The organism is Amycolatopsis sp. NPDC004378 (assembly GCF_053602455.1).
In genome coordinates, this window is sequence record NZ_JBSGDR010000029.1 from 52,753 (window position 1) to 79,710 (window position 26,958).

Consider the following 26,958-nt stretch of genomic DNA (forward strand, 5'->3'; position numbering starts at 1 on the left):
ATCAGCGCGATGCCTCTTCAGACACGCGTGATGCCCGCTCAATCACGCGTGATGCCCCGTCAAGCGCGGTCGCGGACCTTCAGGGCCCAGGCGATCAGGGGCCACTGCAGCGGGAGGCGGGCGTAGGCGACGGCTCGCTGGGGGGACGTGCGGGCGTCGACGGCCATCTTGACGTTGCCCGGGAAGACGCCCAGGAACAGCAGGGCCGCCGCCAGGCCGCCCAGGCGGCGCGTGCGGGGGACCGCCACCGCGGCCCCGACCGCCAGCTCCGCCACGCCCGAGCCGTACGTCCACGCCCGCCGGGACCCCGGCAGCGAAGCCGGGATCAGCCCGTCGAACGGCTTCGGCGCGGCGAAGTGCAGGACGCCCATCGCGCCTAGCGCGCCGGCCAGGAGGTGCGCGGGCCGTTGTGAGATCGCCATGACCTGATCGTTCCACGCGGCGGCGCGCCCGGCGGTTCGGCTATTCTCCGGGCGTGAGTGACGCTCGACACCTGCCGCTGGGAGTAGGTGCATGAAGGCCCTGAGGCGGTTGCCGTTGGGCAGTCTCACCGATCGGCCGGACCACGAGCTCGTCGGCGTCCTGCGGATGCCCGAGCTGACCGTCAGCCCGATGCGCTCCATCCTGAAGCGGATCATCGGCGCGCTGCTGGCCCTGCTGGCCACCGTGGTCATCGTGTACATCGACCGCGACGGCTACCGCGACGCCAACGGTGACGGCCTGTCCCTGCTGGACAGCCTGTACTACGCCACGGTCTCCCTCTCGACGACCGGTTACGGCGACATCGCGCCCGCGACGTCGTCGGCCCGGCTGGTGAACGTGCTGGTGATCACCCCGCTGCGGGTGCTCTTCCTCATCGTCCTGGTCGGGACCACCCTGGAGGTGCTCACCGAGCGCTCCCGGCAGGCGTTCAAGATCCAGAAGTGGAGGACGAAGGTGCGCGACCACACGGTCGTCGTCGGGTTCGGCACCAAGGGCCGGTCCGCCGTCAACGCACTGCTCGGCGACGAGAACGTCGCGCCGGGCCAGATCGTCGTCGTCGACACCGACCAGCAGGCCCTCGACGCGGCGAGCGCGCTCGGCCTCGTCGCCGTGCACGGCTCGGCCACCCGGTCCGACGTCCTGCGCGTCGCCGCGGTGCAGCACGCCCGCGCGGTGGTGGTCGCCCCGAACCGCGACGACACGGCGGTGCTCGTCACGCTCACCGCCCGCGAGCTGGCGCCCAAGGCGCACATCGTGGCGTCGGTGCGGGAGGCGGAGAACGTCCACCTGCTCAAGCAGTCGGGGGCGAACCAGGTCGTGGTGTCCAGCGAGACGGCCGGGCGGCTGCTCGGCATGGCGACGTCGACGCCGCTGGTCGTCGACATCATGGAGGACCTGCTCACGCCCGAGTCGGGGCTGGCGATCGCCGAGCGGCCGGTCGAACCGTCCGAAGAGGGCGGTTCGCCGCGGCACCTGTCCGACCTGGTCCTCGGCCTGGTCCGCGACGGTGTCCTGTACCGCGTCGACGCCCCGCAGGCCGACGCCATCGAGCCGGGCGACAAGCTGCTGTACGTCAAGAAGGTGACGCAGGCGGAGAAGATCGAGCGCTGACCAGGGCACCTGGGTTTTGCCCGGCGGATCTGGAACCATGGCGAAGTGCCTCCGCGATCCCTCGCCCTGAAGTGGCCCACGGTGGCGATCCCCGCCGCGGCGGGCGTGCTCGTCGTGCTGCTCGCCTGGCTGGCCGGGCCCGGGCTGCTGGGCATCACCAACGACGACCTCGGCGCCCCGGTCCCGGCGGAGGTCACCAAGCCGGCGGCGTGCGACAAGCCCGACGCCGTCGAGACCGTGAAGTTCACCGTCGCCGGCAAGACCCACGAGGGCACGCTCAACGGCTGCGGGCACGGCCAGGGCGAGCGCATCGACGTCGGCGTCCCGGAGGTGCTGCCCGACCAGGGCACGGTCACCGTCCGGGCCGCGGACACCTCGGCCGGGGCGTCGGACGCGCGGCGCCCGGTCGGCCTGGCCCTGCTGGTGTTCGCGTGCTTCTCCGGCGGGATGTTCGTCTACCTCTGGCTGAGCATCCCGCTGCGGCCGAAGCCGGCCGTGAAGGTCAGCTGACCTCGGACGACGGCGCCGCGAAGGTGTTGCAGTCGGCGATCCGGTTGCTCGTCGCCCCCGCCCGCCACCAGGACGCGTAGTGCGCGTTCGTGCCGTGGTCGTGGCTGCGGGAGGTGTTGTCGCCGCGGGTTTCCTGGTCGTTCCACGCCTTGTTGTACATGTCGCGGCTGATCGTGCCGCCCTGGTCGACGTGCGCGCCGAGGAACATCCCCGAGAAGCACTGGGCCTGCAGTTCCTTGCGCCGCGACATCTCCAGCCCGGCCGGGCTGTTCTGGCCGGCCTCGTAGATCTTCTGCCAGGCCGCGTCCATCAGCCCGGCGACCTCCTGGACGTGGTGGCCGTACTCGTGGGCGAACAGGGCCAGGTAGACGCCGGGGTTGTTGCCGTACTGGTCGGTCTGCAGGCCGCGGAACGGGACGTACAGGTTGTTTTCGCAGTAGTACGCGGCGGTCGCGATGCCGACCTGGATGGTGCCGCACTCGGTCTCGAAGCTCGCGCCGGTCGGGAAGTGCAGCGCCGGCGGCGTGAACGGCAGGTGGTAGGCCTCGAGGAACGGGCCCCACGCCGCGTCGAGGCACTTGCTCGCCGCCGTGAAGAACGCTTCGGCGCCGTCCTGCGTGCTCTGCCAGGGCGGCAGGTTGCAGACGCGGTTCTGCAGGCCGGCGTTCGGGTCCTGCAGGATCGGGTGGTCGGCGAGCTTGAGGATCTTCTGCGGGCCGGTCGCGCTGGGTGCCGACGCCTCGGTCGAGGGGGTCGACGCCGAGGCCGGGGCACCGTTGCCGCCGAGCGGCAGCTGCGAAGGGTTGTCCGCCGACGACGGCGTGTCGCGGTAGCTCGGGTTGGCGAGGGGGGTCTCGCCGCGGTTCAGCACCACGATCGCGACCAGCCCGAGCACCAGCACGGCGACCGCTCCGAGGCACACGCCGATCACGGCCGCCGGTGAGCGGCGCCGCGGCGCGGACACGGTGTGCGGGTGGCCCAGCCAGGGAAGATCCGGTTGCGCATCCGGCACCGGCGGCGGCTGGACGGTTCCGCGAGGCGGTATCCGGCCGTGGGGCGGTTGCGTCACTGGGCAGTCCCGAAGGGTCTCGGTACGGACCGGGGGTACCCGATCCCGGCGTTCAGCATATCGGGGGAACGGGCCCGCTCGCACCCGTTCGTGCGCACGGTGTCACCACGCGCGGACGTCACCCCAGGTCTGGCCGGGTGCAACGGGCTCTGAGAGAGTGTCCGCAAGCAGGTACTGCAGGCGAGGGGCTTCGATGACAGACACCGGTGGCGCGCCCGGCGGAGAGGGCGCCGACACGCCGACACCCAGCCAGGGGATCCCCCGGGCCACCGTTCCCGGATCGGGTGAGTCGAAGCCGGCCGAAGAGCACGCGGAGTCACCGGCCACGCCGCCGCGCGGGTGGCAGCCGCCGGACGTCCAGAGCGTCGCCCAGCCCGCGCCGCCGCCCCCGTCACCGGGGTGGCAGCCGCCCCACACCGGGCAGCCGCGGTGGAACCCGCACGGTCTCGGCAAGCCGGGCGTGATCGCGCTCCGGCCGCTGAACGTCGGCGACATCCTCGACGGCGCGATCACCGCGATGCGCCGGTACCCGCTGCTGATCTTCGGCATCGGCGCGGTGATGGCGGTGCTCAGCGCCGGGATCGGCTTCCTGGTCCAGCGGTACGTGCTCGCCGACCTCGAAAGCCTTGCCTCACCGGACAACCTGGGCCCCGGTGCCACCGACGAAGAGCTGCGCAACGCCGTGTTCGGCGCGTTCGGCGACGCCTTCCTGGCGATCGTCCCGACGCTCTTCGTCGAAACGCTGCTCTTGACGATCACCGCGGGCCTGATGGCCGCGGTGATGGGCCGCGCCGCGCTGGGCCGTGAAGTGAACTTCGGGGTCGTGTGGGGCGAGGTGCGGCCGCGGCTGCTGCCGCTGATCGGCGTCGCGTTCGCCTACGCCCTGGTCACGACGGTCGGCGTGATGCTCTGCTTCATCCCGGGGGCGGTGGCCTGGACGTTCTGGGCACTCGCGGCGCCGGCCCTCGTGCTCGAGCGCGGCACGTTCCGGCAGGCGTTCGCCCGGACGGTCAAGCTGGTCAGCGGCGCGTTCTGGCGGGTGCTGGGCATCCTGGTGCTGGCGAAGGTCATCGAGTCGTTCTTCGAGAACATCATCCAGCTGCCGTTCACCCTCGGCACCGGCGTGTTCTCGGCCGTGCTGAACCCGGGCAAGGTCTACGTGCCGAGCACCGGCGACCTGCTGCTGGCCTCGGCCGGGCAGATCGTCTCCGGCACCATCGCGATCCCGTTCGTCACGCTGGTCACCGTGATCGTCTACCTCGACCAGCGGATGCGCCGCGAGGGCATGGACATCGAGCTGGCCCGCGCGGCCGGGGTGCAGCCGCCGCAGGCATGGTGACGTCGCTGCTCACCGACGTCCCGGTCGACATCGACCGGGACGACGCGCGGCGCGCGGCGGCGCAAGAACTCTCCGACCCGAAGTACCAGGACGCGAAGCCGAACGTCCTGCAGGAGTTCTGGCACTGGCTGGGCGAGCAGCTGGAAAAGCTGCTGAACGGCCTGTCCTCGGTCGTCCCCGGCGGGATCTTCGGGCTGCTGCTGATCGTGGCGCTGCTGATCGTGCTGGTCGTCGTGATCCGGCTGCGCACCGGCCAGGTCGCCCGCCTGGCGCGGGCCGGCGGGGCCGTCTTCGGCGGGACGCGGCAGAGCGCGGACGGCTACCGGCGCTCGGCCGAGGAAGCCGCGGCGGGCGGGCGGTACGGCGACGCCGTCCGCGACCGCTTCCGCGCCGTCGTCCGGGCCCTGGAGGAACGCGCACTGCTCGACGTCCGCTCCGGCCGGACCGCCGACGAGGCCGCCGCCGAAGCCGGGGTGCTGCTGCCGACCGTCGCGGCGGAACTGCGGCAGGGCGCGCGGCTGTTCGACGACGTCCACTACGGCGGCCGCGAGGGCACCGAAGCGGCCTACCGCACGCTGACCGAGCTGGACGAACGCTGCCGCCGTGAGCGTCCGGTCGCCATGGCGGGCCCGTGAGCACCTCGACTTCGCCGGACGCGCGCCGGATCTGGCGCGGAGCACGGCTCCCGCTCGCGATCGTCGCGCTGATCTTCGTCGCCGGTGCCCTCCTGCTGCTCGGCCGCGGCGAGCAGACGTACGGCGCGCTCGAGCCCGGTTCGTACGAGCCCAGCGGAGCGCACGCGCTCGCGAAGCTCCTGGAGGACCAGGGCGTCGACGTCCGGACCGCGCACACGATGGACGAAGCGGACGACGCGATCACCGAGGACGCGACCCTGCTCGTCACCCAGCCCGACCTGGTCCCGGCCAAGCGGCTCGACGCGCTGCGGCAGCACGCCGCGGACGTCGTCCTGGTGACGCCGGGGTCGGCGACCCTGCACGACTCGCTGCCGCTTGTGCACCCCGCCGGGCAGAGCGACATCGGCACCCTGAGCCCGCAGTGCACGGTCGCCGCGGCGGTCGCGGCGGGCGACGTCTCGCTCGGCGGCGTCGGGTACGCCGCCCCCGGCGCGCGGTCGTGCTACCCCGGCGAAGACGGCGGCGGCACGCTGCTGCAGCTCGCCGACGCGGGCGGCACGACAACGCTGCTCGGCTCGTCGGCGCCGCTGACCAACTCGCGGCTCGCCGACCAGGGCAACGCGGCGCTCGGGCTGCACCTGCTCGGCGCGCACCCGAAGCTGGTCTGGTACCTGCCGTCCACGTCCGATCCGGGGCTGGACGACACCCGCAAGTCGATCTTCGCCCTGATCCCGGACGGCTGGTACTACGGTGCGGCGCAGGCGTTCATCGCCGTGGCGCTGCTCGCGTTGTGGCGGGCCCGCCGGCTCGGCCCCGTGGTCACCGAGCCGTTGCCGATCGTCGTCCGCGCGGCGGAGACCGCCGAGGGCCGCGCGCGGCTGTACCGGCGGGCGAAGGCCGCGGGGCACGCGGGCGAGACCCTGCGGGAGGCGGCGCGGGCGCGGCTGCGCACCGCGCTGGGCCTGCCGCGCGACGCCGACCCGGCGGCGCTGGTGAACTCCGTGAGCGCGCGCACCGGGCGGCCGGCGAACGAAGTCGGCGCGGTGCTCTACGGCCCGCCGGTGGCGGACGACCCCGCGCTGGTCCGGCTGGCCGGCGAACTGGACGAGGTGGAACGAGAGGTGGGGCGGTCTTGACCAGCGAGAACGCGACCGGGGCCCGTGACGCGCTGATCGCGCTGCGCGCCGAGGTCGGCAAGGCGGTCGTCGGCAACGACGCCGCGGTCACCGGGCTGATCCTGGCGCTGCTGTGCCGGGGCCACGTACTGCTCGAAGGCGTCCCGGGCGTGGCGAAGACGCTGCTCGTGCGCGCTTTGGCGGCGGCGCTGGACCTGGAGACCACGCGCGTGCAGTTCACGCCGGACCTGATGCCCGGCGACGTCACCGGCTCGATCGTCTACGACGCGCACAGCGGCGAGTTCTCCTTCCGCGAAGGGCCGGTGTTCACGAACCTGCTGCTCGCCGACGAGATCAACCGGACGCCGCCGAAGACGCAGTCGTCGCTGCTGGAGGCGATGGAGGAGCGGCAGGTTTCGCTCGACGGCAAGTCGCGGCCGCTGCCCGACCCGTTCATCGTGATCGCCACGCAGAACCCCGTGGAGTACGAGGGCACCTACCCGCTGCCGGAAGCGCAGCTGGACCGGTTCCTGCTCAAGCTGACCATGCCGGCACCCTCGCGCGAGGACGAGATCGGCATCCTCTGGCGGCACGCGCAGGGCTTCGACCCGCGCAACCTCGCCGCGGCGGGCCTCAAGGCGGTCGCGGGCGCGGTGGAACTGGCGGCCGCGCGCGAAGCCGTCGCGAAGGTGACGATCGGGCCCGAGGTGATCGCGTACGTCGTCGACCTGTGCCGGGCGACGCGGTCGTTGCCCTCGGTGCGCATCGGTGTTTCTCCCCGTGGTGCCACGGCGTTGCTCGCGGTGACGCGGGCCTGGGCGTGGCTGGCCGGGCGCGACTACGCGACGCCCGACGACGTCAAGGCGCTGGCGCGGCCCGCCCTGCGGCACCGCCTGGACGTGCGGCCGGAGGCCGAGCTGGAGGGCGTCACCGCGGACGGCGTCCTGGACCGCGTGCTCGCGTCCGTGCCCGTGCCGCGCTGACATGGCCGTCACCGGAAGGCTCGGGCTGGCCGCGCTGTTCGGCGCGCTCGTGGTCGGGCTGCTCCTGCCGTCGACCACCGGGATCCTGGCGGTCGGCGGGGTGCTCCTGCTGCTCGTGGTCGTCGACCTGCTGCTGGCCGGGAGCGTGGCGCCACTGCGGTTTTCCCGTTCCGGGGACACGTCCGTGCGGCTCGGCGAGCCGTGCGAGGTGACGCTGGTCGTCGCGAACCCCGGCGGCCGCCCGGTGCGCGGGCAGCTGCGTGACGCGTGGCCGCCGTCGGCGGGCGCCGCGGACCGGCACGCCGTGCGCGTCCCGCCGGGGGAGCGGCGGGCGTTGGTGACTCCGCTGCGGCCGTCGCGGCGTGGCGACCGGACGGCGGCGCGGGTGACGGTCCGGTCCGTGGGCCCGCTGGGCCTGGCCGCGCGGCAGGGTTCGCACGAAGTGCCGTGGACGGTCCGGGTCCTGCCGCCGTTCCACAGCCGCAAGCACCTGCCTTCGCGGCTCGCGCGGCTGCAGCAGCTCGACGGCCGGAACGCGGTGCTGATCCGGGGCCAGGGCACGGAGTTCGACTCGCTGCGCGAGTACGTGATCGGCGACGACGTCCGCTCGATCGACTGGCGGGCGACCGCCCGCGCGGCGGACGTGATGGTCCGGACGTGGCGTCCCGAGCGCGACCGGCACGTGGTCGTGGTGCTGGACACGGGCCGCGTGTCGGCGGGCCGGGTCGGCGACGCCCCGCGCCTCGACGCGGCGATGGACGCGGCGTTGCTGTTGGCCGCACTGGCTTCCCGGGCCGGCGACCGCGTCGACCTGCTCGCCTACGACCGCCGGCTGCGGGCCGCGGTGCAGGGGGCCTCGGGGGCCGCTCTGCTGACGTCGTTGGTGAACGCGATGGCGCCGTTGGAGCCTTCGCTCGTCGAGACGGACGCTCGCGGGATGGTCGCCGAGGTGCTGCAGCGCACCCGCCGTCGTTCGCTGGTGGTGCTGCTGACCGGGTTGGACGCGGCGCCGCTGGAGGAAGGCCTGTTCCCGGTGCTGAGCTCGCTGACCGCGCGGCACGAGCTGATCGTCGCGTCGGTCGCGGACCCGCGGGTCGCGGAGATGCTGTCCGGCCGGGGTGACGCCGAAGCGGTCTACGACGCGGCGTCGGCGTCAAGGACCTTGGCGGAACGGCACCGCGTGACCGAGCGGCTGGGGCGGCACGGGGTGAGCGTCGTCGACGCCGTGCCGGAGGAGCTGCCGCCGGCGCTGGCGGACCGGTACCTGGCGCTCAAGGCCGCGGGCCGGCTCTGACGGGTGACTCCGGTGGTGGGCGCCCGTCCGGACTGTTAAGCCCGAAGCATGTGGAAGCTCATGGCGGTGGCCCTGGCGATCTCTTCGGCGCCCGCGACCGACGGTTCCCCGGTCTACCTGGCCGACGGCGGCGGCAAGCTGTCCCTCGCGGTGGTTTCCGGCCAGCCGGTGCTGGCGGACGCGGCCGACCCGGGGGCCAAGTGGACCTACGCCGGGCAGCACTTCACGAATGTCTCAAGTGGACAGTGCCTGACCGCGGCGAGCCCGGTCGACGGCGTCGCCGTCAAGCTCGCGGCGTGCGACGACAAGGACCAGCACCAGTCCTGGCGGCGCATCGCGGGGCTGCCGGGCCTGGTGGAGATCGCGAACGTCGCCACGGCCCGGTGCCTGACCGCGGAAGGCGCGGCTGTGGGCGCCCGCCTGTACCAGGAAGTCTGTTCGCTGCAGGGCATCGCGAACACGTGGGCGGCGGGCGGGCGCACCCTGGCCATCCTGTCGGGCAACGGCCAGCGCCTGGCGACGAAGGACCCGGGCGTGCCGTTCGTGGTCCGCGTGATCGGCGAAAACGGCCAGCCGGCGCCCGACGTGCCCGTGACGTTCTTCGTCCGCGCGGCCCGGCCGAAGAACGCACTGGCCTTCGAAGGCGGCGGCGAAACGGTGACCGTCAAGACGGGCGCGGACGGCACGGCGTCGAGCCCGAAGCTGGTGCTCACCGAGGTGGGCGAGTTCGAGGCGCGGTTCGTCGGCACGGCGAGCCTCGACGACGGATCGTCGATCGCCTTCGAGGGCTCCTGCCTATGCTGACTCGGGCAGCGCGTCCCCGGCGTCGCGTGCTTCGAGGTCGCCGACCTCGCCGTCCTTCGCCGCCCGGCGGCCGAGGGTGAAGACGTAGCCCAGGAAAGCCACCTCGGCCAGCACGCCGATGCCCACGCGCACCCACGTCGGCCAGCCCGACGGCGTCACGAACGCCTCGATCAGCCCGGACACGAACAGCACGCAGGCCAGCCCGAGCGCCATCACGACAACCGAGCGGCCCTGCTCGGCCAGGGCTTTCGTCCGCGACCGGCGGCCCGGGTCGACCACCGTCCAGCCGAGCCGGAGCCCGGTGCCCGCCGCGACGAACACCGCCGTCAGCTCCAGGAGGCCGTGGGGCAGCAGGAGCCCGATCATCACGTCACCGCGGCCGGCCGCGCTCATCGCGCCGATGATCAGCCCGGCGTTGAGCGAGTTCAGCCACAGCGCGCCGATCACCGGCAGGCCGAGCGCGATGCCGAGGAACAGGCACGTCGCGGCCACCCAGGCGTTGTTCGTCCACACGCGCGCGGCGAACGACGTCGCCGGGCCCGTCGAGTAGTAGCTTTCGGCCTCGCCGCCGGGCTTGGTCAGCTGGTTGAGCTCGTCCGGCGACGCGATCGACGCGCGCACGTGCGGGTCGCCCGCGACCCAGACGGCGATCACCGCCATCACCGCGATCGACACCAGCGCGGCCGGGATCCACCAGCGCCGCGACAGGTACACGGCGGCCGGGAAGCGGCGCGTGAAGAACAGCGCGACCTCGCGCCACGCGGAGTTGTGCGACCCCGAAACCGCGGACCGCCCCCGCGCGACCAGCCCGGACAGCCGGCTCACCAGCGCCGGGTCGGGCGCGACCGACCGGACGATCGACAGGTGCGTCGCGGTGCGCTGGTAGAGCGTCACGAGCTCGTCGGCCTCGGCCCCGGTCAGCTTGCCGCCGCGGTGCGTCAGCTGGCCGAGCCGGTTCCACTCCGCCGTGTGCGCGGCGACGAAGACGTCCACATCCACGGGGCCAGCCTATCCGTGGCTACCCTGGGCTGCGTGCACGAGGAATCCGAGCTGGTCACCGGCGAAGCCGTCGTCCTGGACCTGCGCGTCGCCAAGCTCGGCAGCCGGGCCGCGGCGATGGCGCTGGACGTCCTCGTGCAGGCCGCGCTCCTGTTCGGCTCGGTCTTCGTGCTGATGGTCGCGGTGCCGGGCGGCGACGCCGCGCTGGCCGTGACCCTCGCCCTGGTGTTCCTGGTGCTGATCATGGTCGGCTACCCGGTGCTGTTCGAGACGCTCTCGCGCGGGCGGTCGCTGGGCAAGCTGGCGCTGGGGCTGCGGGTGGTGCGCGTCGACGGCGGCCCGATCCGGTTCCGCCACGCGCTGGTGCGCGGGCTCGCCGGGTTCGTCGTGGACTTCTGGGCGCTGGGCCTGTTCGGCGCGGTCGCGGTGATCGTTTCGCTGTGCTCATCCGACGGCCGCCGCGTCGGCGACTTCCTGGCGGGGACGCTGGTGATCCGCGAGCGCGTCTCGCAGAGCCCGGGCTACTCGGCGATCGGCATGCCGCCGGGCCTCGAGGGCTGGGCCGCCCAGCTCGACCTGACCCGGCTCCCGGACGACCTCGCGCTGGCCAGCCGCCAGTTCCTGACGCGGCTCGGCCAGCTGGCCCCGGAGGCGGCGAACTCGCTGGGCTGGGGGCTCGCGCAGCAGGTGGGGAACGCGCTGGGCACGCCGGTGCCGCCCGGGGTCCCGGCGTGGGCGTTCCTGGCGGCGGTGCTGGCGGAGCGGCGACACCGGGACCACGCGCGAGCGGTGCGGGCGTACGCGGCCCAGGTCCGGGCGGCGCGGGGGCAGTACGCGGCGCCGGGCCCGGCTTGGCAGGCGCCGGTGCCTTCGCCGTCGACGCCGCCGTCCGGCACGTCGGTCGAGAACCCGTTCACGCCGCCGGGCTAGGACACGTCTCCCGACGACGCGAGCCAGGTGTTGCACTGCTGGTTGCGGTTCTTCGTCGCACCGTGCTGCCACCAGGAGATGTTGTGCTTGGCGCTGCCGTGGTCGCGCTTGCCGTTGCGGGCGTAGTCGTCGCCGCGGTCCTGGGCGTTCCAGGCTTCGTTGTAGATGTTCTTGTCGACCGAGCCGCCGGAGACCGACGCCGAACCGAGGAACATCCCCGAGAAGCACTGCGCTTCGAGTTCCATCCGGCGGGACAGCTCCAGGCCCGCCGCCGAGTCGGCGCCCGCGTCGTAGCGCTGGTCGCCGTACGCCTCGGAGATGCCGGCCAGGTTCTGCACGTGGTGGCCGTACTCGTGGGCCAGGATCGACAGGTACGGGCCGGGGTGGTTGCCCCACGTCTCGATCTCGATGCGGTCCATCGGCATGTAGATCGTGTTGTTCGTCGGGCAGTAGAAGGGCGTGACGCCCGTGGTCGAGCCGCCGCTGCCGCACGGCGTCGACGATTCGGAGATCGACCGCGGCACCGACAGGTTCGGCGACCGGAACGGCAGGTTCGCCGCGGGGAGCATCTGCGACCACATCGCGTCGAGGCAGGCGATGCCGGACTGGAAGAACTTCGTGGCGCTGTTCTGGTCGGTCGCCCACCGGCTCAGCGAGCACGGGATGTTCTGCAGGCCGAAGTTGGCGTCGGCGAACAGCGGGTTGTCACCCGTGGCGACGACGGACCGGGGCCCGCTCGGCGTCTCCGACGTCCGGGTCCCGCGCTCGGTGGTCCGGCTGGTGGTCGTCTCGTCGGTGGACGAGGTCGTCTCGGTGGTCGCTTCGGTGGTCGGTTCGGTGGTGTAGGAGGTGTCACTCGGGTAGGTGCTGGAGTAACCGGCGTCGGCGACGTGCCGGGTGCTGCCGCCGATCAACGCGACGGCGGCGACGAGCCCCCCGACCACGGCGACGATCCCGATGATCGCCACGGCGACGATGACCCCGGTGTTGGACTTCTTCGCGACGTAGTGGGTGTACCCGGGCGCGAACCGCGGCCCGAACGGAGTGCCGGGCGGCGGACCGGCATAGCCCGGGGTGAAGACGGGCGCGACGGCCGCCGCGGGCGGCGGCAGGGGTGCGCCAACGGGCGGAGGCATGACGGGCCGCGGGTACGGCCCGGAGGGCGGAAAGCCCTGCGTGCCTTGAGGTCCGAGCGGCGGCCGCCCGGGTTGCGGCGGCCCGCCGGGCCCGTGTGGCGGTGTCGGCTGGCCCGGCGCGCCGCCACCCGGCCCCGGCTGGGCGCCGGGTCGGGAAATCGGGCTTTGCTGCGGGGCACCGCCTCGGCCGGGCGCGCCGGATGGTGCTTGCCCGGGGTGCGGGCCTTGCCCGGGACCAGGCTGCCCACCTGGTCCCGGGCCTTGCCGCGGGGCGCCGCCTTGGCCGGGCGCGCCCGCCGGTCCCTGCCCAGGGTGCGGGCCTTGCCCCGGACCAGGCTGCCCGCCCGGCCCCTGTGGCCGGCCCTGCGGCAACGGCCGGGCCCCCGGTGGCGGCAGCGGTGGCCGTCCGGGTGGGGGGACCGGGCGCCGTGGGTCGTTCGGGCCGGGGCCCTGTGGGCCTTGCGTCATCTTTGTGGAACCCCCCGTGCGTTTTCCCCGTCGGAACCGGCGTACCAGCGGAGATCTCGCCGTTCCGGGCGTCAGCATAGATCGAGTGCTCTAGGGTGTGGTGCTGTGTTGAGGAAATGGGGGACCACGGCCTTCGCCGCCGTGCTGCTCGCCGTCGGGACCGGTGCAACCGGCGCGATCGGCGGGGTCGCCGCCGCGCAGGGGCCGTCCGCCGGGCCCGTCCTGCCGAACCTGCCCGACGATCAGGTCAAGAAGCCCCAGCAGCTCAGCGGGAACGACATCCCGGCGCAGCCCGAGGGTGTCACCGCCGACGTCGCCCTCAAGGTCCTCCGCGACGGCTCGCTCTCGGTCACCGAGAAGGTCACCGTTCCCGGCGGGCAGCAGCTCACCTCGCGCGTGCCGCTGCGGGTCTCGGCCGGTGACGACCAGGACCGGGTCTTCTCGGTCAAGGACATCAAGACCGAAGGCGCCGCGACCAGTCAGCAGACCGGCGACCAGCTCGTCCTCACCTTCACCGGCGGCGCCTCGGCCGTCACCTACGCCGTCGACGGCGCCATCGCCGACCAGGGCGGCCGCCAGCAGGCCCGCTGGCAGGTCGCGAGCGGTTTCGACGCCCCGGTCGCCAAGCTCACCGCCTCCTTCCTCGCGCCGTCGCCGCAACTGTCCCCTGTGGACTGCTTCGCCGGCCCGATCGGTTCGAGCCAGCGCTGCACGCTCGCCGAGCTCGACCACACCGGTGTCGTGCGCCTCGAGCAGAACGGCGTCCAGCCGGGCGACCGGGTCGACCTGCTCGTCGGCCTGCCCGCGAACACCACGCCCGCGAACGCGAAGTTCGCCGACGTCGGCCTCTTCGCCACGGCCTTCGCGTTCACGCCACTGACCGGCATCGTCTTCGCGCTCCTGCTCGTCTTCCTGATCGCCGGCGGCCTCTTCGTGTGGCGCCGCCGCAAGGAGGACGCGGGCGCGTTGCACACCGCCACCGGACCGGTCGAGGTCCTGCTGCGCGACGGCGACCGCGTCTTCTTCGCGAGCCCGGACGGGGTGCTGCCCGGGCAGGTCGGGACCGTCGTCGACGAGACCGTGGACGTCGTCGACATCAGCGCCACCGTCGTGGACCTCGCCGTCCGCAACTACCTGTGGCTGGCCGAGGTGCCGGGCCCCGACTGGCAGCTGGCCCGCCGCAACCCGCCGGACGAGCACCTGCACGACTTCGAGCGCGCCGTCTACGAGACGCTCCTGCCGGCCGGCACCGACTCCGTGCTCGTCTCGCAGCTGCGCGCCCGCGGCGGGCTCGACCTGCGCAAGATCAGCGACGCGATGTACGCCGACGTCGTGACCAAGCGCTGGTTCTCCCGCCGCCCGGACACCGCCCGCGGGCGGCTGACCGGGATCGGCGCCGGGATCTTCGCGCTCGGCGCCGTCGCCACCGCGGTCCTCACGTTCACGGTCGGCGAAGCGCTGGTCGGCGTCGCGGTCGCGCTGGCCGGGCTCGCCGTCGCCGCGGCGGCCGCGCTGCTGCCGTCGCGCACCGCGCGCGGCCGGGCGCTCGTCGGCCAGGTCCGCGGCCTGCTCGACTACCTGCACACCGCCAAGGCCGAGGACATCCCGCCGGCCGACCGCGAAATGGTGTTCTCCCGCTCGCTGCCGTACGCGGTGGTGCTGGGCGACACCGAACGCTGGCTCGGCGCGTTCGCCGCGCTGAACCCGGCGTCGGACGGTTCGGCCGGGCTGTACTGGTACGGCGGGATGGAGGCCGACCGCGACCTGCGCCGGTTCGGCACGCACTTCCCGTCGTTCCTGACCGCGCTGGACGGGCTGCTCACCGCGGCCGGCCGCACCACCCGCTGACCGTGCTCGCGGCGGCGGCGGCGCTCGCGCTCTTCCTGGTGGCGGCGCCGGTGGACCAGCCGCCGCTCCCGACCGTGCCGCAGAGCGCGGAAATCCAGCTCAAGGTCGAGCGCGACGGTTCGCTTTCGGTCGTCGAGGCGATCTCCGTGCCGAACGGCCTCGCGATGGACCGCCGGGTCGCGCTGCGCGTCCCCGCGCCGCACCACCGCGACCGGATCTACGGCGTCCGCGACGTCGTCGTCGAGGGCAGCGGGACGGCGAGCGTCGACAAGGACGCCTTCACCGTCCACCTCACCGCTGGCACGTCGGTCGTCCGGTACACAGTGGACGGTGCGGTCGCCGGGGACCGGGTCACCTGGGAGCTGGCCGGTGGCTGGAGCACCGACCTCAAGTTCCTCCGGGCCTCCTTCGCGGCGCCGAAGATCCCGACCGCCGTCGACTGCCTCGCCGGGCCGCCGGACTCGGACTTCCCGTGCGCCGCGGCGCAGATCGACCACGCCGGGCTGACCCGGTTCAGCCAGCAGAACCTGGCGGCGGGGCAGCGGATGACGGCGACCGTCGAGCTGCCCGCCGGCACCGTCCCGGACAACACGGTGCTCGTTCCCGCGAAGACGATCGCGGGGGCGTTCGTGCTCACCGCGCCGGTCGGCTGGGCCTGGGCGGGCTTCGGCGCGCTCCTGCTGGTGGCGGCCGCGCTCGTCGGGCTCGCCCGCCGCCGGGACGCCGACGCGGGGGAGGCCCCGGAGGCCGCGCTGGTCACCGCGAACGGCGAGTTCGCGTCCCCGGGCGGCGTGCTGCCCGGGCACGTCGGCGTGCTGCTGCACGGCCGGGCCGGGGCCGCCGACCTGGCCGCGACGGTGCTCGACCTCGCCGTCCGCAACTACGTGTGGGTCAGCGAGGGCTCCCGGCTGACCCGCCGCAACCCGCCCGACGAGCACCTGACGCCCTTCGAACGGGCCGTCTTCGACACCGTGCTGCCGGAGGAGTCGGTGACCCTCGCCGAACTGCGGCAGCGGCACGTCGAGGTCCCCGGCGCGGCGCTGGCCGCCGACCTCGCCGGCCGCGGCCGCCTCGCGACCGGCCTGCTCCGGCGTGCCGGGATCCGGGTCGTCTTCTACGGCGTGTTCCTCACCGTGCTCCTCGCGCTGACTGTCGGCTACGCCCAGCTCGGCGGCATCGTCGTCCTGGCCGGGGCCGCCGCGGTCGCCGCCTCCGCCGCGCTGCCCGCGCGCCGCCGGGCGGGCACCGACCTGGCGCGGCGCCTCCGCGGGGTCGCGGCGTCGCTGGCTTCGGTCCGGCCGAAGACCTTCACCAAGCCCCAGCGCGAGCTGGTCTTCTCCCGTGCTCTGCCGTACGCGCTCGCTCTGGGCGAACTGGGGCCGTGGGTGGCCGCGTTCGACGGGCTCGAGCACCCGCCGCCGGTCTACTGGCACGACGGCGACATCACCCCTGACCAGGCCGGATCCTTCGCGGCCGCGCTGGCGGGCGCCTTCGCCGGCGCCCGCCGCGGACGGCTGCTCGACGCGGCCGGGCAGCACACCGGTTCTCACCCGCCAGCCGGGAAGCCGGAACGCGCCGACCCGTCGTAGGGTGGGGCCATGGCCGATCCCGAGCTCGTCCGATACACCCTCGACAACGGTCTGCGCGTGGTCCTCGCACCCGACGCGACCGCGCCGGTGGTCGGCGTCAGCGTCCACTACGACGTGGGCTTCCGTTCCGAGCCGGAGGGGCGCACCGGTTTCGCGCACCTCTTCGAGCACCTGATGTTCCAGGGCTCGGAGAGCCTCGAGAAGCTCGCGCACTTCCGGCACGTCCAGTCCAGCGGCGGCACCTTCAACGGGTCCACCCACCCGGACTACACGGACTACTTCGAGGTGCTGCCGAGCGCCGCGCTCGAGCGCGCGCTGTTCCTCGAGGCCGACCGGATGCGCGCGCCGAAGCTGACCGTGGAGAACCTGGCGAACCAGATCGACGTCGTCAAGGAGGAGATCCGCCTCAACGTGCTGAACCGGCCGTACGGCGGGTTCCCGTGGATCACCCTGCCGCCGGTGCTGTACTCGACGTTCCCCAACGCGCACAACGGCTACGGCGGCTTCGAGGACCTCGAGAGCGCCACGGTCGACGACTGCGCGGCGTTCTTCGACACCTACTACGCGCCGGCGAACGCCGTGCTCACCGTGGCCGGCGACTTCGAGGTGGCCAACGCCAAGAAGCTGATCGAGACGCACTTCGGCGACGTCCCGCACCGGCCCGCGCCGCAGCGCCCGTCGTTCGCCGAGCCGCTGCCGACCACCGAGCTGCGCGGCGAGGTCGAAGACCCGCACGCCCCGCTGCCCGCGCTCGGCATCGGCTACCGGATGCCGGACCCGATCAACGACGTCGACGGCTACCTCGCCTACCTCGTGCTCGCGGGCGTCCTGACCGACGGCGACGGCTCCCGCCTGCAGCAGCGGCTGGTGCACCGCGAGCCCCTGGTCGTCGACATCGGCGCCGGTGCCGGGCTGTTCGGCCCGTTCGAGGCCCGCGACCCGGACACGTTCACCATCACCCTGATCCACCCGCACGAGGTGCCGCGCGAGCGCGTCCTCGCCGCGCTGGACGACGAGCTCGAGAAGCTCGCCGAGACGCCGCCGAGCGAGGAGGAGCTGCGCAAGGTCACCGCGCGCTGGACCGCGAGCCTGCACTCGGAGCACGACAGGCTGGTGTCGCGGACGCTCGCCCTCGGCTCGTTCGAACTGCTCTACGGCGACGCGTCGCTGGTGTACAAGCTCGCGGACCGCATGTCCGCCGTCACCTCGGAAGCCGTTTCGGCGGCGGCCAAGGCGCTGCGCCCCGACGCGCGCGCCGTGCTGGTGGTCAAGCCCGCTTCGGAAGGGAACAACGAGCAGTGACTTCTGCAACGCACCGCAGTGCGGAGGAAATCGGCCGCACCGCGCGGGGGCCGCGCCCGCTGCCCCCGCTGGGCGAGCAGCGCGCGGCCGCCGATCTGTCCCATGTGGACACCGAGCTGTCGAACGGCCTGCGCGTGGTGGCCGTGCGCAAGGCGACCGTGCCGATGGTCGAGGCCCGGCTGTGGATCCCGTTCGCGGGCGACGACGCGCTGCACCCGGCCACGTCCGAGGTGCTCGCCGAGACGATCCTGACCGGCACCGCGCGCCGCAACCGCATCGAGATCGACGCCGAGCTGGCGCTGATCGGCGGCGACATCGGCGCGGGCGTCGACCCGGAACGCCTGGTGCTGACCGGATCCGCGCTCGCCGAGAAGCTGCCGACGTTCCTCGACGTGCTCGGCGACGTCCTCACCGGTGCGACCTACGCCGACGACGAGATCGCCCGCGAGAAGGAGCGGCTGGTCGAGCGGATCGCCGTCTCCCGCACCCAGCCGCGCACGATCGCGCGCGAGGCCCTGCAGAAGCACCGCTACGGCGACCACCCGGCGACCCGCGAGGTGCCGAAGGCCGAAGACGTGGCGGTCGTGACGCCCGAGCAGGTCCGGGCACTGCACCAGGCTTCGGTGCAGGCCCGCGGCTCGGTTCTGGTGCTGGTCGGCGACCTCGACCCGGCGTCGGTGATCGGCGAGCTGGAGAAGGTGCTCGGCGGCTGGGCGTCCGACCGCTCCGCCGTCCGGCTGCCGCCGCTGCCGGAGCTGACCGGGCCGAACGTGCTGCTGGTGCCCCGCGCGGGCGCGGTGCAGTCGCAGATCCGGCTTTCGGCGCAGACCGTGCCGCGCACGGACCCGGGTTACGCCGCGCTGCAGCTGGCGAACCTGGCCTACGGCGGGTACTTCTCGTCACGGCTGGTCGAGAACATCCGCGAGAACAAGGGGTACACGTACTCCGCGCACTCCGGCTTCGAGTTCACGGACAAGACGGCCGTGGTCAACGTGGACGCGGACACCGCGACCGAGGCGACCGCGCCGGCGCTGCTGGAGACGCGCTACGAGCTGGGCCGCCTCGGCCAGGTCCCGCCGGCGGGCGACGAGCTGGAGTCGGTGCGGCAGTACGCGATCGGCTCGCTGCTGACGTCGACGTCGTCGCAGGGCGGGCTGGCCGGGCAGGTGCTGGCGCTGGCCTCGACCGGGCTGAGCCTGGAGTGGCTCAACGAGCACCCGGCGCGGGTCGCCGCGGTGACCGCCGACGAGGTGGCCGAAGCGGCGCTGAAGTTCTTCGCCCCCAAGCGGTTCACCGGCGTGGTGGTCGGTGACGCGGCGGTGCTGGAACGCAAGCTGGTGTCCCTCGGCGACGTCGTCGTGGGCGAGCCGTCCTGATGTCGGTCCCGTTCACCCTCGGCGCCCTGCCCACCCTGTCGCGGTCCACTGTGGACCGTCAGGAAGGTCTGCGCACCAACCCTTCGCGGCTGGTGGCGCGCTGGGCCGACGCCCGGGTCGTCCTCCTGGACGACACCGGGCGCACGCCGGTCGTCGAAGGCAGCTCGGTCCTGGCGTTCCGGAAGGCGATCGATTTCGGTGCCTCGCCCCCGGCGGACGCGGTGTTCCTGGGCGAGTGGCAGGACACGGACTACTGGTCGCTGCCGGGCGGCCCGTCGGGTGACGCCGACACGGTGAAGATGGCGGGCAGCTGGGGCTTCGTCGAAGAGGTCCCGCGCGCGGACGGCGAGGTCTGGGTCGAGCTGCGCGGCTACGGCGACCTGCTCGACGACACGTCGGCGGGCCTGTTCACGACGGCGCAGGCGCTGCGGAACTGGCGTCGCCAGGCCAAGTTCTGCACGCGCTGCGGCCACCCGACGGAACTGATCCAGTTCGGCTGGGCGAGCAAGTGCACGAACGACGGCCGCGAGGAGTACCCGCGCACGGACCCGGCGGTGATCTGCCTGGTCCACTCGCTGGAGGGGGCCAACGGCTCCCACGTGCTGCTGGCGCGTCAGCCGATCTGGCCGGCGGGGCGCTATTCGGTGCTGGCGGGGTTCGTCGAGGCGGGGGAGTCCCTGGAAGCGTGCGTGGTCCGGGAGATCCGCGAAGAGGTGGGGGCGTCGGTGTCCGACGTCCGGTACCTCGGCAGCCAGCCGTGGCCGTTCCCGCGCTCGATCATGCTGGGGTTCACGGCCCGGGCGGACCGCTCGTTGCCCCTGGTACCGGCGGACGGCGAGATCGAAGAGGCGTTGTGGGTCTCGCGGGCCGAGGTGCGCGAAGCGTTCGCGAACAGCGCGGTCCGGGGCGAGGGATCTCGCCCGACCCCGATCGCGAACGGCGCGGCGGAGATCATCCTGCCGGGCAACTCGTCGATCGCCCGCGTGATGCTCAAAGCCTGGGCGGACGCGGAGGAGTAACCACCCGCCACAGAGCGCGACCAAAACGGCCCCGGCTACCCGCCGGGGCCGTTTTCGTTGCGCCTGGTGCACGTTTCCGCCAGGTGGCCCAGCGGGACCCGAGGCGTTACCTGCTCGTTTCACCAGACCGTTGACGGCTGTGCTCCGGCTCACTACAGTCCTGCGAAACCGTCTGTAAAGTATCCTAATTAAGTCGGGAGCGAGTGCGTGCGAGCCGGTAGCCCGCGGATGCTGCGCGAGATCAACGATCGCGCCGCCATCGAGGTCCTCCTGCGGGAGGGCCCGCTGACCCGCGCCGAGCTGGAGCTCGCCATCGGGTTGTCCAAGCCCGCCACCGCGCAGCTCATCACCCGGCTCGAGCAGGACAACCTCGTCGTGAAGGCGGGCGTCAGGGGCGGCGGCCGGGGGCCCCGCGCCCAGCTCTGGGCGGCCAACGGCGCGCTCGCCTTCGTCGCCGCCGTGGACCTCACCCCGCACGTCGCCGACTTCGTCGTCGCGGACGTCGCCGGGGTCGTGCTCGCCGAGTACCGGACGCCGCTGCCCGTCCACGAAGGCGCCGACGTCGTCGGGACCTTCGGCGAAGCCCTGCAGAAGGTTGCCCGGGAAGCCGGGATCCAGCGAGAAGACCTGGCGCACGTCGTGATCGGCGCGCAGGGGGCGTTCGACCCGCGGACCGGATTGCTCTCGTCGGCTCCGCACATCCCCGGCTGGCTCGGCTTCGACGTCCCGCAGAAGCTCTCCGACGACCTCGGCGTCGACGTCCTCATCGAGAACGACGTCAACCTCGTCGCCGTCGAGGAGATGAGCGTCGGGCAGGCCCAGGACGTCGACGACTTCGTCATGGTGTGGCTGTCGGAAGGCGTCGGCGGCGCTGTCGTGATCGGACGGCGGCTGCTGCGCGGGGCCACCGGCGGGGGCGGCGAGATCGACTGGATGCGCGTCCCGGATCCGGCCACTGTGGACACCGGTGACGTCTGGCCCGCGGCCGGCGCGCGGTTCGGCAACCTGGTTGACTCACCCGCGATCTGCCGCCTCGCCGCCGCCCACGGCATCGCGGCCGAGACCGCCTGGGAAGCCGTCGAGAAAGCCGGGAAGAGCCACCCGTTCCTGGACGACCTCGCCAAGCGCGTCGCCGGCGGAGTGGCCAACCTCGTCGCGGTCGCCGACCCGCAGCTCGTGCTCCTCTGCGGCGACACCAGCCGCGCCGGTGGCGAGGCGTTCGCCGCGCTGGTGCAGGAAAAGCTGCACGAACTGGTCCTGCCGCGCACGCCCGTCGGCTGCGCTTCGGTGCAGGGCAACGCCGTCCGCGCCGGCGCGCTGCAGTCCGCGCTGGCCACCGCCCGTGAGGACGTCTTCGGCGTCGTCACGCCCACGCTCCTCGGGTCGCAGGCCCGAGGACGAAAGCACCCGTCCCCAACCGAGTAGACCGACCGATGAGGAGGAGGGCCATGCCCCCTACCACCCGGACCCGCCGAGGCGCCCTGCTGGCGGCCGCCGCCGCGGCGTCCGTCCTGTTGACCAGCGCCTGTTCCGGCGCCGCCGCACCGTCCACATCGGACGCGGCGGCCGCGCCCGGCAAGGACGACAAGGTCACGATCACCGTGTACTCCAAGTTCACCGACCGCGAGTACGGCGTGGTGACCGCGGGGCTGAACAAGCTCAAGGCGAAGTACCCGAACATCGAGATCAAGCACGAGGGCAACCAGGACGACGACAAGCTGACGCAGTCGATCCGCGGCGGCAATCCACCCGACGTCGCGATCTCCTTCTACACCGACAACCTGGGCGCCTGGTGCTCCACCGGCAGCTTCCAGGACCTGAAGCCCTACATCGAGCGCGACAAGATCGACCTCACCCAGATCCCGGACGCGGTGCGCAACTACACCGAGTACCAGGGCAAGCGGTGCGCGATGCCGATGCTCGCCGACGTCTACGGCATGTACTACAACACCGACATGTTCGCGGCGAAGGGCATCACCTCGCCGCCCAAGACGCTGTCGGAGCTGTTCGAGGACACCAAGAAGCTCACCGAGTTCAACCCGGACGGCTCGATCAAGGTCGCCGGCTTCCTGCCCTCGATGCCGTTCTACGCCAACCAGGCCCAGTACTGGGCGCAGTACTTCGGCGCGACCTTCCTGGGCCAGGACGGCAAGTCGGACCTCGCCACCAACCCCGGCTGGAAGGCGATGTTCGAGTTCCAGAAGCAGCTCATCGACTTCTACGGCGGCCACGACAAGGTCGAGAAGTTCAAGGCCGGCCTGGGCGACGAGTATTCCGCCGACCACGGCTTCCAGAAGGGCAAGCTCGCCATGATCATGGACGGCGAGTTCCGTACCGCGTTCCTCAAGGACCAGGCACCCGACGTCAAGTACCAGACCGCCCCGTTCCCGGTGCTCGACTCGATGGCCGACCACTACGGCGGCGGCTTCACCACCGGCACGATCATCGCGATCCCCAAGGGCGCCAAGAACCCCGGCGCCGCGTGGGAGCTCATCAAACAGGTCACCCTGGACACCGACACCCTGGTGGACATGGCCAACGGCCTGAAGAACGTGCCCAGCACCAAGGCGTCGCTCACCTCGCCGAAGCTGGACCTGCAGCCGCAGTTCAAGACGTTCCTCGACATCTACGACAGCGGCAAGCTGGTCGCCAACCAGACCACCCCGATCGGTGACGCGCACCTCAAGGCCGTCAACGACTTCGCCGAGAAGTGGCAGGCCGGGTCGATCCCCGACCTGACCGCGGGGCTCGCGAAGGTCGACGCGCAGGTCAACGACGAGCTCAAGCAGAAGGGCGCGGGCGGATGACCTCCACCGCCGTCCCGATCACAACCGACGGCTCCCCGTCCGTGCCTGCGAAGGTGCGGGCGGGGGCCCGCCGGGCCAAGCGCCGCCGGACCGTCGTCTTCTTCATGGCCCCGGCGTTCCTCGGGTTCCTGATCTTCTTCGGCTACCCGCTGATCGCCACGGTCTACTACTCCTTCACCCGGTACGACCTGATCAACGCGCCGGTGTTCGTCGGCTTCGACAACTACGTCCGGATGTTCACCAGCGAGCCGCTGGTCGGCACCGCCGCGTACAACACGCTGTGGCTGGTCGTCGTCCTGACCGTCTGCCGGGTGGTGTTCTCCCTCGGCGTGGCGTCGGTCATCTCGCGGCTGAAGTCGGGCGTCGGCCTGGTCCGGACCCTGTGCTACCTGCCGACGCTGGCCCCGCCCGCGGCGGCGACGCTGGCGTTCGTCTTCGTCTTCAACCCGGAGTTCGGCCCGGTCAACCGGTTCCTGCGGCTCGTCGGCATCGACGGCGGGCTCTGGTTCAACAGCCCGTCGATGTCGAAGCCCGCGCTGACGCTGCTCGCGCTGTGGGGCTCGGGCGAGCTGATGATCATCATCCTCGCCGCGCTGCTGGACGTCCCGGCCGAGCAGTACGAGGCAGCCGAGCTCGACGGCGCCGGGCCGATCCGCCGGTTCTGGCACGTCACGCTGCCGTCGATCTCGCCGGTGCTGCTCTTCGGCGTGGTCAACTCGATCATCTACGCGCTGCAGTTCTTCACGCAGGCGATCGTGGCGGCTTCCGCGAGTGCGGGAACCGCGGACGTCGCCGGCAACTCGAAGCTCATCGGGGCCCCGCAGAACTCGACGCTGACGTACCCGATCTGGCTGTACGTCCAGGGTTTCCGCTACTTCAACATGGGCTACGCGGCGGCGATGGCCGTGCTGCTGTTCATCGTTTCGGCCGCCTTCACCTGGATCCTGGTGAGGCAGCTCCGCAAGTCCCAGCACCAGGAGGAGGGCGCATGACCGCGTTGGCCGAAGCGCCGCAACGCCCGGCCGGCGTGCCGCCGAAGGTGCGGTTCAAGCGGCAGTGGGACAAGCGGCTGTCGTTCATCGCGCTGCACTCGGTCGGCATCGCCATGGGCGTGGTCTTCATGCTGCCGATCCTGTTCGTGTTCCTCACCGCGGTGATGAAGAGCGACCAGGCGATGACGGCGAGTCTGTGGCCGTCGGAATGGCACTTCGAGAACTTCGTCGAGGTGTTCAAGAAGGCGCCACTGCTGGAGTACTTCGGCAACAGCCTGCTGTACTCGGCGTGCGCGACGGCGGGTGCGCTGCTCTCGGCGATCCCGGCGGCGTACGGCCTGTCGAAGCTGCGGTGGCGCGGGCAGAACCTGTTCTTCATGCTGACGGTGGCCGCGATGCTGCTGCCGCCGCAGGTCACCGTCGTGCCGCTGTACGACCTGTGGGTGCGGCTGGGCCTCACCGGCACGCTGGTTCCGCTGATCGTGCCGTACTTCTTCTTCGACGCGTTCTCGATCTTCCTGCTCCGGCAGTTCTTCCTCACGATCCCGAAGGACTACATCGAGGCGGCGAAGATCGACGGCTGCACCGAGTTCCAGGCGATGGTCCGGGTGCTGATCCCGATGGCCAAGCCGGGGATCGCGGCCACCGCGATGTTCTGCTTCCTGTTCACCTGGAACGACTACTTCGGGCCGCTGCTCTACACCGGCGAGAACCAGGACCACTGGCCGCTGTCGCTGGCGATCGCGTCCTTCCGCGGCATGCACCACGTCGAGTGGAACATGACGATGGCGGCCACCGCGCTGATCATGGCGCCGGTGATCGTGCTGTTCATCTTCGCCCAGAAGTCGTTCGTCAAGGGCATCACATTCACGGGAGTCAAGGGATGAAGCTGGCAGTCGTCGGTGGCGGGTCCACCTACACGCCGGAACTGATCGACGGGATCGCCGGGCGACGCTCCACTTTGGACGTCGACGAGATCGTGCTCGTGGACCCGGACGCCTACCGCGTCGAGGCCGTGGGCGGGTTCAGCCAGCGGCTGCTCTCGCACGCGGGACACCCCGCGCGGGTGCGGACCACGCAGTCGCTGGAAGAGGGCGTCGACGGCGCGTCGGCGGTGCTGATCCAGCTGCGGGTCGGCGGGCAGCGGGCGCGGCGCTCCGACGAGACGTTCCCGCACGCCTGCGGCTGCGTCGGCCAGGAGACGACGGGCGCGGGCGGGCTGGCGAAGGCGCTGCGCACGGTGCCCGTGGTGCTCGACATCGCCGACCGCGTCCGCAAGATCGCCGGCGACGACACGTGGATCGTCAACTTCACCAACCCGGTCGGCATCGTCACGCGGGCGCTGCTCAACGAGGGCCACCGCGCGGTCGGGCTGTGCAACGTCGCGATCAACCTGCAACGGCAGTTCGGTCGGTTGCTGGGTGTCGGCGCGGACGACGTCAAGCTCGTCCACACCGGACTGAACCACCTGAGCTGGGAGCGCGGCGCGCTCGTCGACGGCGTCGACCGGCTGCCGGAGCTGCTGGAGAACCACCTGGACTACCTGTCCGACGAGGTCTCAGTGCCGGAGAAGTGGTTGCGGCGCATGAACGTCGTGCCGTCGTACTACCTGAAGTACTTCTACGCGCACGACGAGCAGGTCACCAAGCAGCGCACCGAGCGCCCGCGCGCGGACGTCGTCTCCGACGTCGAGGAAGAGCTGCTGAAGATCTACCTCGACCCGGAGCGGAACACGAAGCCGGATTCCCTGGAAAAGCGCGGCGGCGCGTACTACTCGGAAGCCGCCGTGCAGCTGGTGCACGCGCTGACCGCGGGCGGTCCGGCCGAGGAGCACGTGGTGAACGTCCGCAACGAGGGGACGTTCCCGTTCCTGCCGGACGACGCCGTCATCGAGGCGCGGTCCATTGTGGACTCCAAGGGGGCGACGCCGATCCCGCAGCTCCCGGTGGAGCCCCGGTTCTCGGGCCTCATCGCGGCGACCACCGCGTACGAGTTCCTGGCGCTGGAGGCGGCGGTCAAGGGCGGCCGGGACCGCGTGGCCGACGCGCTGCTGGCGCACCCGCTGGTGGGCCAGTACTCGAAGGCCGACACGCTGGCCGATTCGCTGGTGCAGATCAACCGCGAGTACCTGCCCTGGGCCCGCGGATGAGGCCTGCCATCATCGCGATCGACGGCGGAAACAGCAAGACCGAGGTCCTCGTGATCTCGGAAGACGGCGTGGTGCTGGGCCAGTCCCGCGGCCCCGGCGCGTCGCCGCAGAACGTCGGCGTCGCGGCGTGCGTCACGGCGCTGGAAGGCCTGGTCCTGGAGGCTTGCCCCGGCTTCGGGGAGAAGCCGTTCGCGGTGCACACGTCCGCGTACCTGGCCGGGCTCGACTTCCCGCGTGAGGAAGAGGCACTGCACGCCGCGCTGGCGGCGCGGGGCTGGAGCGAAACCCTGACCGTCGGCAACGACACCCTCGCGCTGCTCCGGGCGGGCAGCGCGGGGGTGGGCGTCGCGGTCGTGTGCGGTGCCGGGATCAACGGCGCCGGCGTCGGCCCGGACGGCCGCGTCCACCGCTTCCCCGCGCTGGGCAAGATCTCCGGCGACTGGGGCGGCGGCTACCGGCTCGGCGAAGAGGCGCTGTGGTGGGCCGTCCGCGCCGAAGACGGCCGCGGCCCGCGGACCGCGTTGCGGGCGGCGGTCGCGGAGTACTTCGGGAAGCCGGCGCTGCTGGACGTCGTGCAGGGCCTGCACTTCGAAGAGATCCCGGCCGCCTCGATCCACGGGCTGTGCCCGCTGCTGTTCGAGGTCGCGGCGGCCGGCGACGAGGTCGCGGCGGACATCGTCACCCGGTTCGTCGAGGAGGTGAGCGTCTTCGCGGCGGTGATCCTGCGGAACCTGGACCTCACCGGCGACGCGCCGGAGATCGTCCTGGGCGGCGGGGTGCTGACCGGGGTCGGCGCGCCGGTGATCGCGGAGATCGAGCGCCGGTGCCTGAAGGTCGCGCCGCGCGCGGTGGTCCGGGTGGTGGACGTCAACCCGGTGGTGGGCGCGGCCCTGTTCGGGCTGGACACGCTGGGCGCGCCCGAGGCCGCGAAGGCGGCCTTGAAGGCGGCGACCCAGCGCGCATAGTCCTGGTGGCCTGCCTCGAAGCGGCGCGAGGCAGGC

General features: G+C 72.4%; 24 protein-coding genes. 20 read left to right on the forward strand and 4 right to left on the reverse strand.

Going from position 1 to position 26,958, the window contains the following annotated elements; all coding sequences use genetic code 11:
- Positions 1-59: 59 nt before the first annotated feature.
- On the reverse strand, positions 60-422 hold the full coding sequence (locus ACWEN0_RS44275) for a DoxX family protein (protein WP_451987121.1): 363 nt from the start codon (positions 420-422) through the stop codon (positions 60-62).
- A gap of 91 nt (positions 423-513) precedes the next feature.
- Here ACWEN0_RS44275 and ACWEN0_RS44280 point away from each other — a divergent pair, with 91 nt between their 5' ends.
- Together ACWEN0_RS44280 and ACWEN0_RS44285 are read left to right on the forward strand one after the other, a co-directional pair.
- On the forward strand, positions 514-1,593 hold the full coding sequence (locus ACWEN0_RS44280) for a potassium channel family protein (RefSeq protein WP_451987123.1): 1,080 nt from the start codon (positions 514-516) through the stop codon (positions 1,591-1,593).
- Positions 1,594-1,674: 81 nt separating this feature from the next.
- Positions 1,675-2,103, forward strand: a complete 429-nt coding sequence (locus ACWEN0_RS44285) for a hypothetical protein (RefSeq protein WP_451987187.1) — start codon at positions 1,675-1,677, stop codon at positions 2,101-2,103.
- On the opposite strand, the gene ACWEN0_RS44290 is transcribed toward ACWEN0_RS44285, so the two are convergent.
- Positions 2,096-3,115: a neutral zinc metallopeptidase gene (locus ACWEN0_RS44290; RefSeq protein WP_451987125.1), complete on the reverse strand. Its 1,020-nt coding sequence runs from the start codon at positions 3,113-3,115 to the stop codon at positions 2,096-2,098. The genes ACWEN0_RS44285 and ACWEN0_RS44290 overlap by 8 nt on opposite strands.
- A 250-nt stretch (positions 3,116-3,365) precedes the next feature.
- Between ACWEN0_RS44290 and ACWEN0_RS44295 the strand changes: the two genes are divergently transcribed.
- The 6 genes from ACWEN0_RS44295 to ACWEN0_RS44320 are packed head-to-tail and all read left to right on the forward strand — an operon-like array spanning position 3,366 to position 9,342.
- Positions 3,366-4,511: a hypothetical protein gene (locus tag ACWEN0_RS44295; protein ID WP_451987127.1), complete on the forward strand. Its 1,146-nt coding sequence runs from the start codon at positions 3,366-3,368 to the stop codon at positions 4,509-4,511.
- A complete protein-coding gene (locus ACWEN0_RS44300; RefSeq protein ID WP_451987129.1) occupies positions 4,505-5,146 on the forward strand; it encodes a DUF4129 domain-containing protein in 642 nt (213 codons plus the stop codon). Before ACWEN0_RS44295 ends, ACWEN0_RS44300 begins: the two co-directional genes overlap by 7 nt.
- Complete coding sequence (locus ACWEN0_RS44305; protein ID WP_451987131.1) at positions 5,143-6,282, forward strand: DUF4350 domain-containing protein; 1,140 nt, start codon at positions 5,143-5,145, stop codon at positions 6,280-6,282. The genes ACWEN0_RS44300 and ACWEN0_RS44305 overlap by 4 nt, the downstream gene beginning before the upstream one ends.
- A complete protein-coding gene (locus tag ACWEN0_RS44310; protein WP_451987133.1) occupies positions 6,279-7,244 on the forward strand; it encodes an AAA family ATPase in 966 nt (321 codons plus the stop codon). Before ACWEN0_RS44305 ends, ACWEN0_RS44310 begins: the two co-directional genes overlap by 4 nt.
- Before the next feature lies 1 nt (position 7,245).
- Positions 7,246-8,538: a DUF58 domain-containing protein gene (locus tag ACWEN0_RS44315; protein WP_451987135.1), complete on the forward strand. Its 1,293-nt coding sequence runs from the start codon at positions 7,246-7,248 to the stop codon at positions 8,536-8,538.
- A gap of 48 nt (positions 8,539-8,586) precedes the next feature.
- Positions 8,587-9,342, forward strand: coding sequence for an RICIN domain-containing protein (locus tag ACWEN0_RS44320; RefSeq protein WP_451987137.1), 756 nt, complete (start codon positions 8,587-8,589; stop codon positions 9,340-9,342).
- Here the strand turns inward: ACWEN0_RS44320 and ACWEN0_RS44325 are convergent.
- A complete protein-coding gene (locus ACWEN0_RS44325) occupies positions 9,334-10,341 on the reverse strand; it encodes a stage II sporulation protein M (RefSeq protein ID WP_451987139.1) in 1,008 nt (335 codons plus the stop codon). The two genes, ACWEN0_RS44320 and ACWEN0_RS44325, sit on opposite strands and share 9 nt — an antisense overlap.
- 33 nt (positions 10,342-10,374) lie before the next feature.
- Here ACWEN0_RS44325 and ACWEN0_RS44330 point away from each other — a divergent pair, with 33 nt between their 5' ends.
- The gene (locus ACWEN0_RS44330; protein ID WP_451987141.1) at positions 10,375-11,271 is read left to right on the forward strand and encodes an RDD family protein; all 897 of its coding nucleotides are present in this window, start codon (positions 10,375-10,377) and stop codon (positions 11,269-11,271) included.
- Here ACWEN0_RS44330 and ACWEN0_RS44335 read toward each other — a convergent pair.
- Positions 11,268-12,407 carry a neutral zinc metallopeptidase gene (locus ACWEN0_RS44335; RefSeq protein WP_451987143.1) on the reverse strand — a complete coding sequence of 380 codons (1,140 nt, stop codon included), beginning with the start codon at positions 12,405-12,407 and terminating at the stop codon, positions 11,268-11,270. The genes ACWEN0_RS44330 and ACWEN0_RS44335 overlap by 4 nt on opposite strands.
- Before the next feature lie 573 nt (positions 12,408-12,980).
- Between ACWEN0_RS44335 and ACWEN0_RS44340 the strand changes: the two genes are divergently transcribed.
- The 11 genes from ACWEN0_RS44340 to ACWEN0_RS44390 all read left to right on the forward strand — a co-directional run bounded on the left by ACWEN0_RS44340 (position 12,981) and on the right by ACWEN0_RS44390 (position 26,922).
- A complete protein-coding gene (locus ACWEN0_RS44340) occupies positions 12,981-14,723 on the forward strand; it encodes a DUF2207 family protein (RefSeq protein WP_451987145.1) in 1,743 nt (580 codons plus the stop codon).
- Between the two features lie 2 nt (positions 14,724-14,725).
- Entirely contained in the window at positions 14,726-16,312 is a 1,587-nt protein-coding gene (locus ACWEN0_RS44345) for a DUF2207 domain-containing protein (protein ID WP_451987147.1), read from the forward strand.
- A 9-nt stretch (positions 16,313-16,321) separates the two neighbouring features.
- Positions 16,322-17,614, forward strand: a complete 1,293-nt coding sequence (locus tag ACWEN0_RS44350) for a M16 family metallopeptidase (protein WP_451987149.1) — start codon at positions 16,322-16,324, stop codon at positions 17,612-17,614.
- Positions 17,611-18,990 carry a M16 family metallopeptidase gene (locus ACWEN0_RS44355; protein WP_451987151.1) on the forward strand — a complete coding sequence of 460 codons (1,380 nt, stop codon included), beginning with the start codon at positions 17,611-17,613 and terminating at the stop codon, positions 18,988-18,990. Before ACWEN0_RS44350 ends, ACWEN0_RS44355 begins: the two co-directional genes overlap by 4 nt.
- Positions 18,990-20,009 (forward strand): NAD(+) diphosphatase, encoded by a 1,020-nt coding sequence (gene nudC / locus ACWEN0_RS44360; RefSeq protein WP_451987153.1) that lies wholly within the window; start codon positions 18,990-18,992, stop codon positions 20,007-20,009. Before ACWEN0_RS44355 ends, nudC begins: the two co-directional genes overlap by 1 nt.
- Before the next feature lie 228 nt (positions 20,010-20,237).
- Positions 20,238-21,434 (forward strand): ROK family transcriptional regulator, encoded by a 1,197-nt coding sequence (locus ACWEN0_RS44365; protein ID WP_451987189.1) that lies wholly within the window; start codon positions 20,238-20,240, stop codon positions 21,432-21,434.
- A gap of 23 nt (positions 21,435-21,457) precedes the next feature.
- On the forward strand, positions 21,458-22,816 hold the full coding sequence (locus ACWEN0_RS44370; protein WP_451987155.1) for an extracellular solute-binding protein: 1,359 nt from the start codon (positions 21,458-21,460) through the stop codon (positions 22,814-22,816).
- Entirely contained in the window at positions 22,813-23,808 is a 996-nt protein-coding gene (locus tag ACWEN0_RS44375; RefSeq protein WP_451987157.1) for a carbohydrate ABC transporter permease, read from the forward strand. Before ACWEN0_RS44370 ends, ACWEN0_RS44375 begins: the two co-directional genes overlap by 4 nt.
- Positions 23,805-24,695, forward strand: a complete 891-nt coding sequence (locus tag ACWEN0_RS44380) for a carbohydrate ABC transporter permease (protein WP_451987159.1) — start codon at positions 23,805-23,807, stop codon at positions 24,693-24,695. The genes ACWEN0_RS44375 and ACWEN0_RS44380 overlap by 4 nt, the downstream gene beginning before the upstream one ends.
- Positions 24,692-25,957: a 6-phospho-beta-glucosidase gene (locus tag ACWEN0_RS44385; RefSeq protein WP_451987161.1), complete on the forward strand. Its 1,266-nt coding sequence runs from the start codon at positions 24,692-24,694 to the stop codon at positions 25,955-25,957. The genes ACWEN0_RS44380 and ACWEN0_RS44385 overlap by 4 nt, the downstream gene beginning before the upstream one ends.
- Complete coding sequence (locus tag ACWEN0_RS44390) at positions 25,954-26,922, forward strand: N-acetylglucosamine kinase (RefSeq protein ID WP_451987163.1); 969 nt, start codon at positions 25,954-25,956, stop codon at positions 26,920-26,922. The genes ACWEN0_RS44385 and ACWEN0_RS44390 overlap by 4 nt, the downstream gene beginning before the upstream one ends.
- Positions 26,923-26,958: the final 36 nt, after the last annotated feature.

Excerpts from the sequence above, each read along its gene's own strand:
- ACWEN0_RS44275 (WP_451987121.1), bottom strand. The coding sequence starts at position 422 with ATGGCGATCTCACAACGGCCCGCGCACCTCCTGGCCGGCGCGCTAGGC.
- ACWEN0_RS44280 (WP_451987123.1), top strand. The coding sequence starts at position 514 with ATGAAGGCCCTGAGGCGGTTGCCGTTGGGCAGTCTCACCGATCGGCCG.
- ACWEN0_RS44295 (WP_451987127.1), top strand. The coding sequence starts at position 3,366 with ATGACAGACACCGGTGGCGCGCCCGGCGGAGAGGGCGCCGACACGCCG.
- ACWEN0_RS44300 (WP_451987129.1), top strand. The coding sequence starts at position 4,505 with ATGGTGACGTCGCTGCTCACCGACGTCCCGGTCGACATCGACCGGGAC.
- ACWEN0_RS44315 (WP_451987135.1), top strand. The coding sequence starts at position 7,246 with ATGGCCGTCACCGGAAGGCTCGGGCTGGCCGCGCTGTTCGGCGCGCTC.
- ACWEN0_RS44320 (WP_451987137.1), top strand. The coding sequence starts at position 8,587 with ATGTGGAAGCTCATGGCGGTGGCCCTGGCGATCTCTTCGGCGCCCGCG.
- ACWEN0_RS44335 (WP_451987143.1), bottom strand. The coding sequence starts at position 12,407 with ATGCCTCCGCCCGTTGGCGCACCCCTGCCGCCGCCCGCGGCGGCCGTC.
- ACWEN0_RS44350 (WP_451987149.1), top strand. The coding sequence starts at position 16,322 with ATGGCCGATCCCGAGCTCGTCCGATACACCCTCGACAACGGTCTGCGC.
- nudC (WP_451987153.1), top strand. The coding sequence starts at position 18,990 with ATGTCGGTCCCGTTCACCCTCGGCGCCCTGCCCACCCTGTCGCGGTCC.
- ACWEN0_RS44365 (WP_451987189.1), top strand. The coding sequence starts at position 20,238 with ATGCTGCGCGAGATCAACGATCGCGCCGCCATCGAGGTCCTCCTGCGG.
- ACWEN0_RS44370 (WP_451987155.1), top strand. The coding sequence starts at position 21,458 with ATGCCCCCTACCACCCGGACCCGCCGAGGCGCCCTGCTGGCGGCCGCC.
- ACWEN0_RS44375 (WP_451987157.1), top strand. The coding sequence starts at position 22,813 with ATGACCTCCACCGCCGTCCCGATCACAACCGACGGCTCCCCGTCCGTG.
- ACWEN0_RS44380 (WP_451987159.1), top strand. The coding sequence starts at position 23,805 with ATGACCGCGTTGGCCGAAGCGCCGCAACGCCCGGCCGGCGTGCCGCCG.
- ACWEN0_RS44385 (WP_451987161.1), top strand. The coding sequence starts at position 24,692 with ATGAAGCTGGCAGTCGTCGGTGGCGGGTCCACCTACACGCCGGAACTG.
- ACWEN0_RS44390 (WP_451987163.1), top strand. The coding sequence starts at position 25,954 with ATGAGGCCTGCCATCATCGCGATCGACGGCGGAAACAGCAAGACCGAG.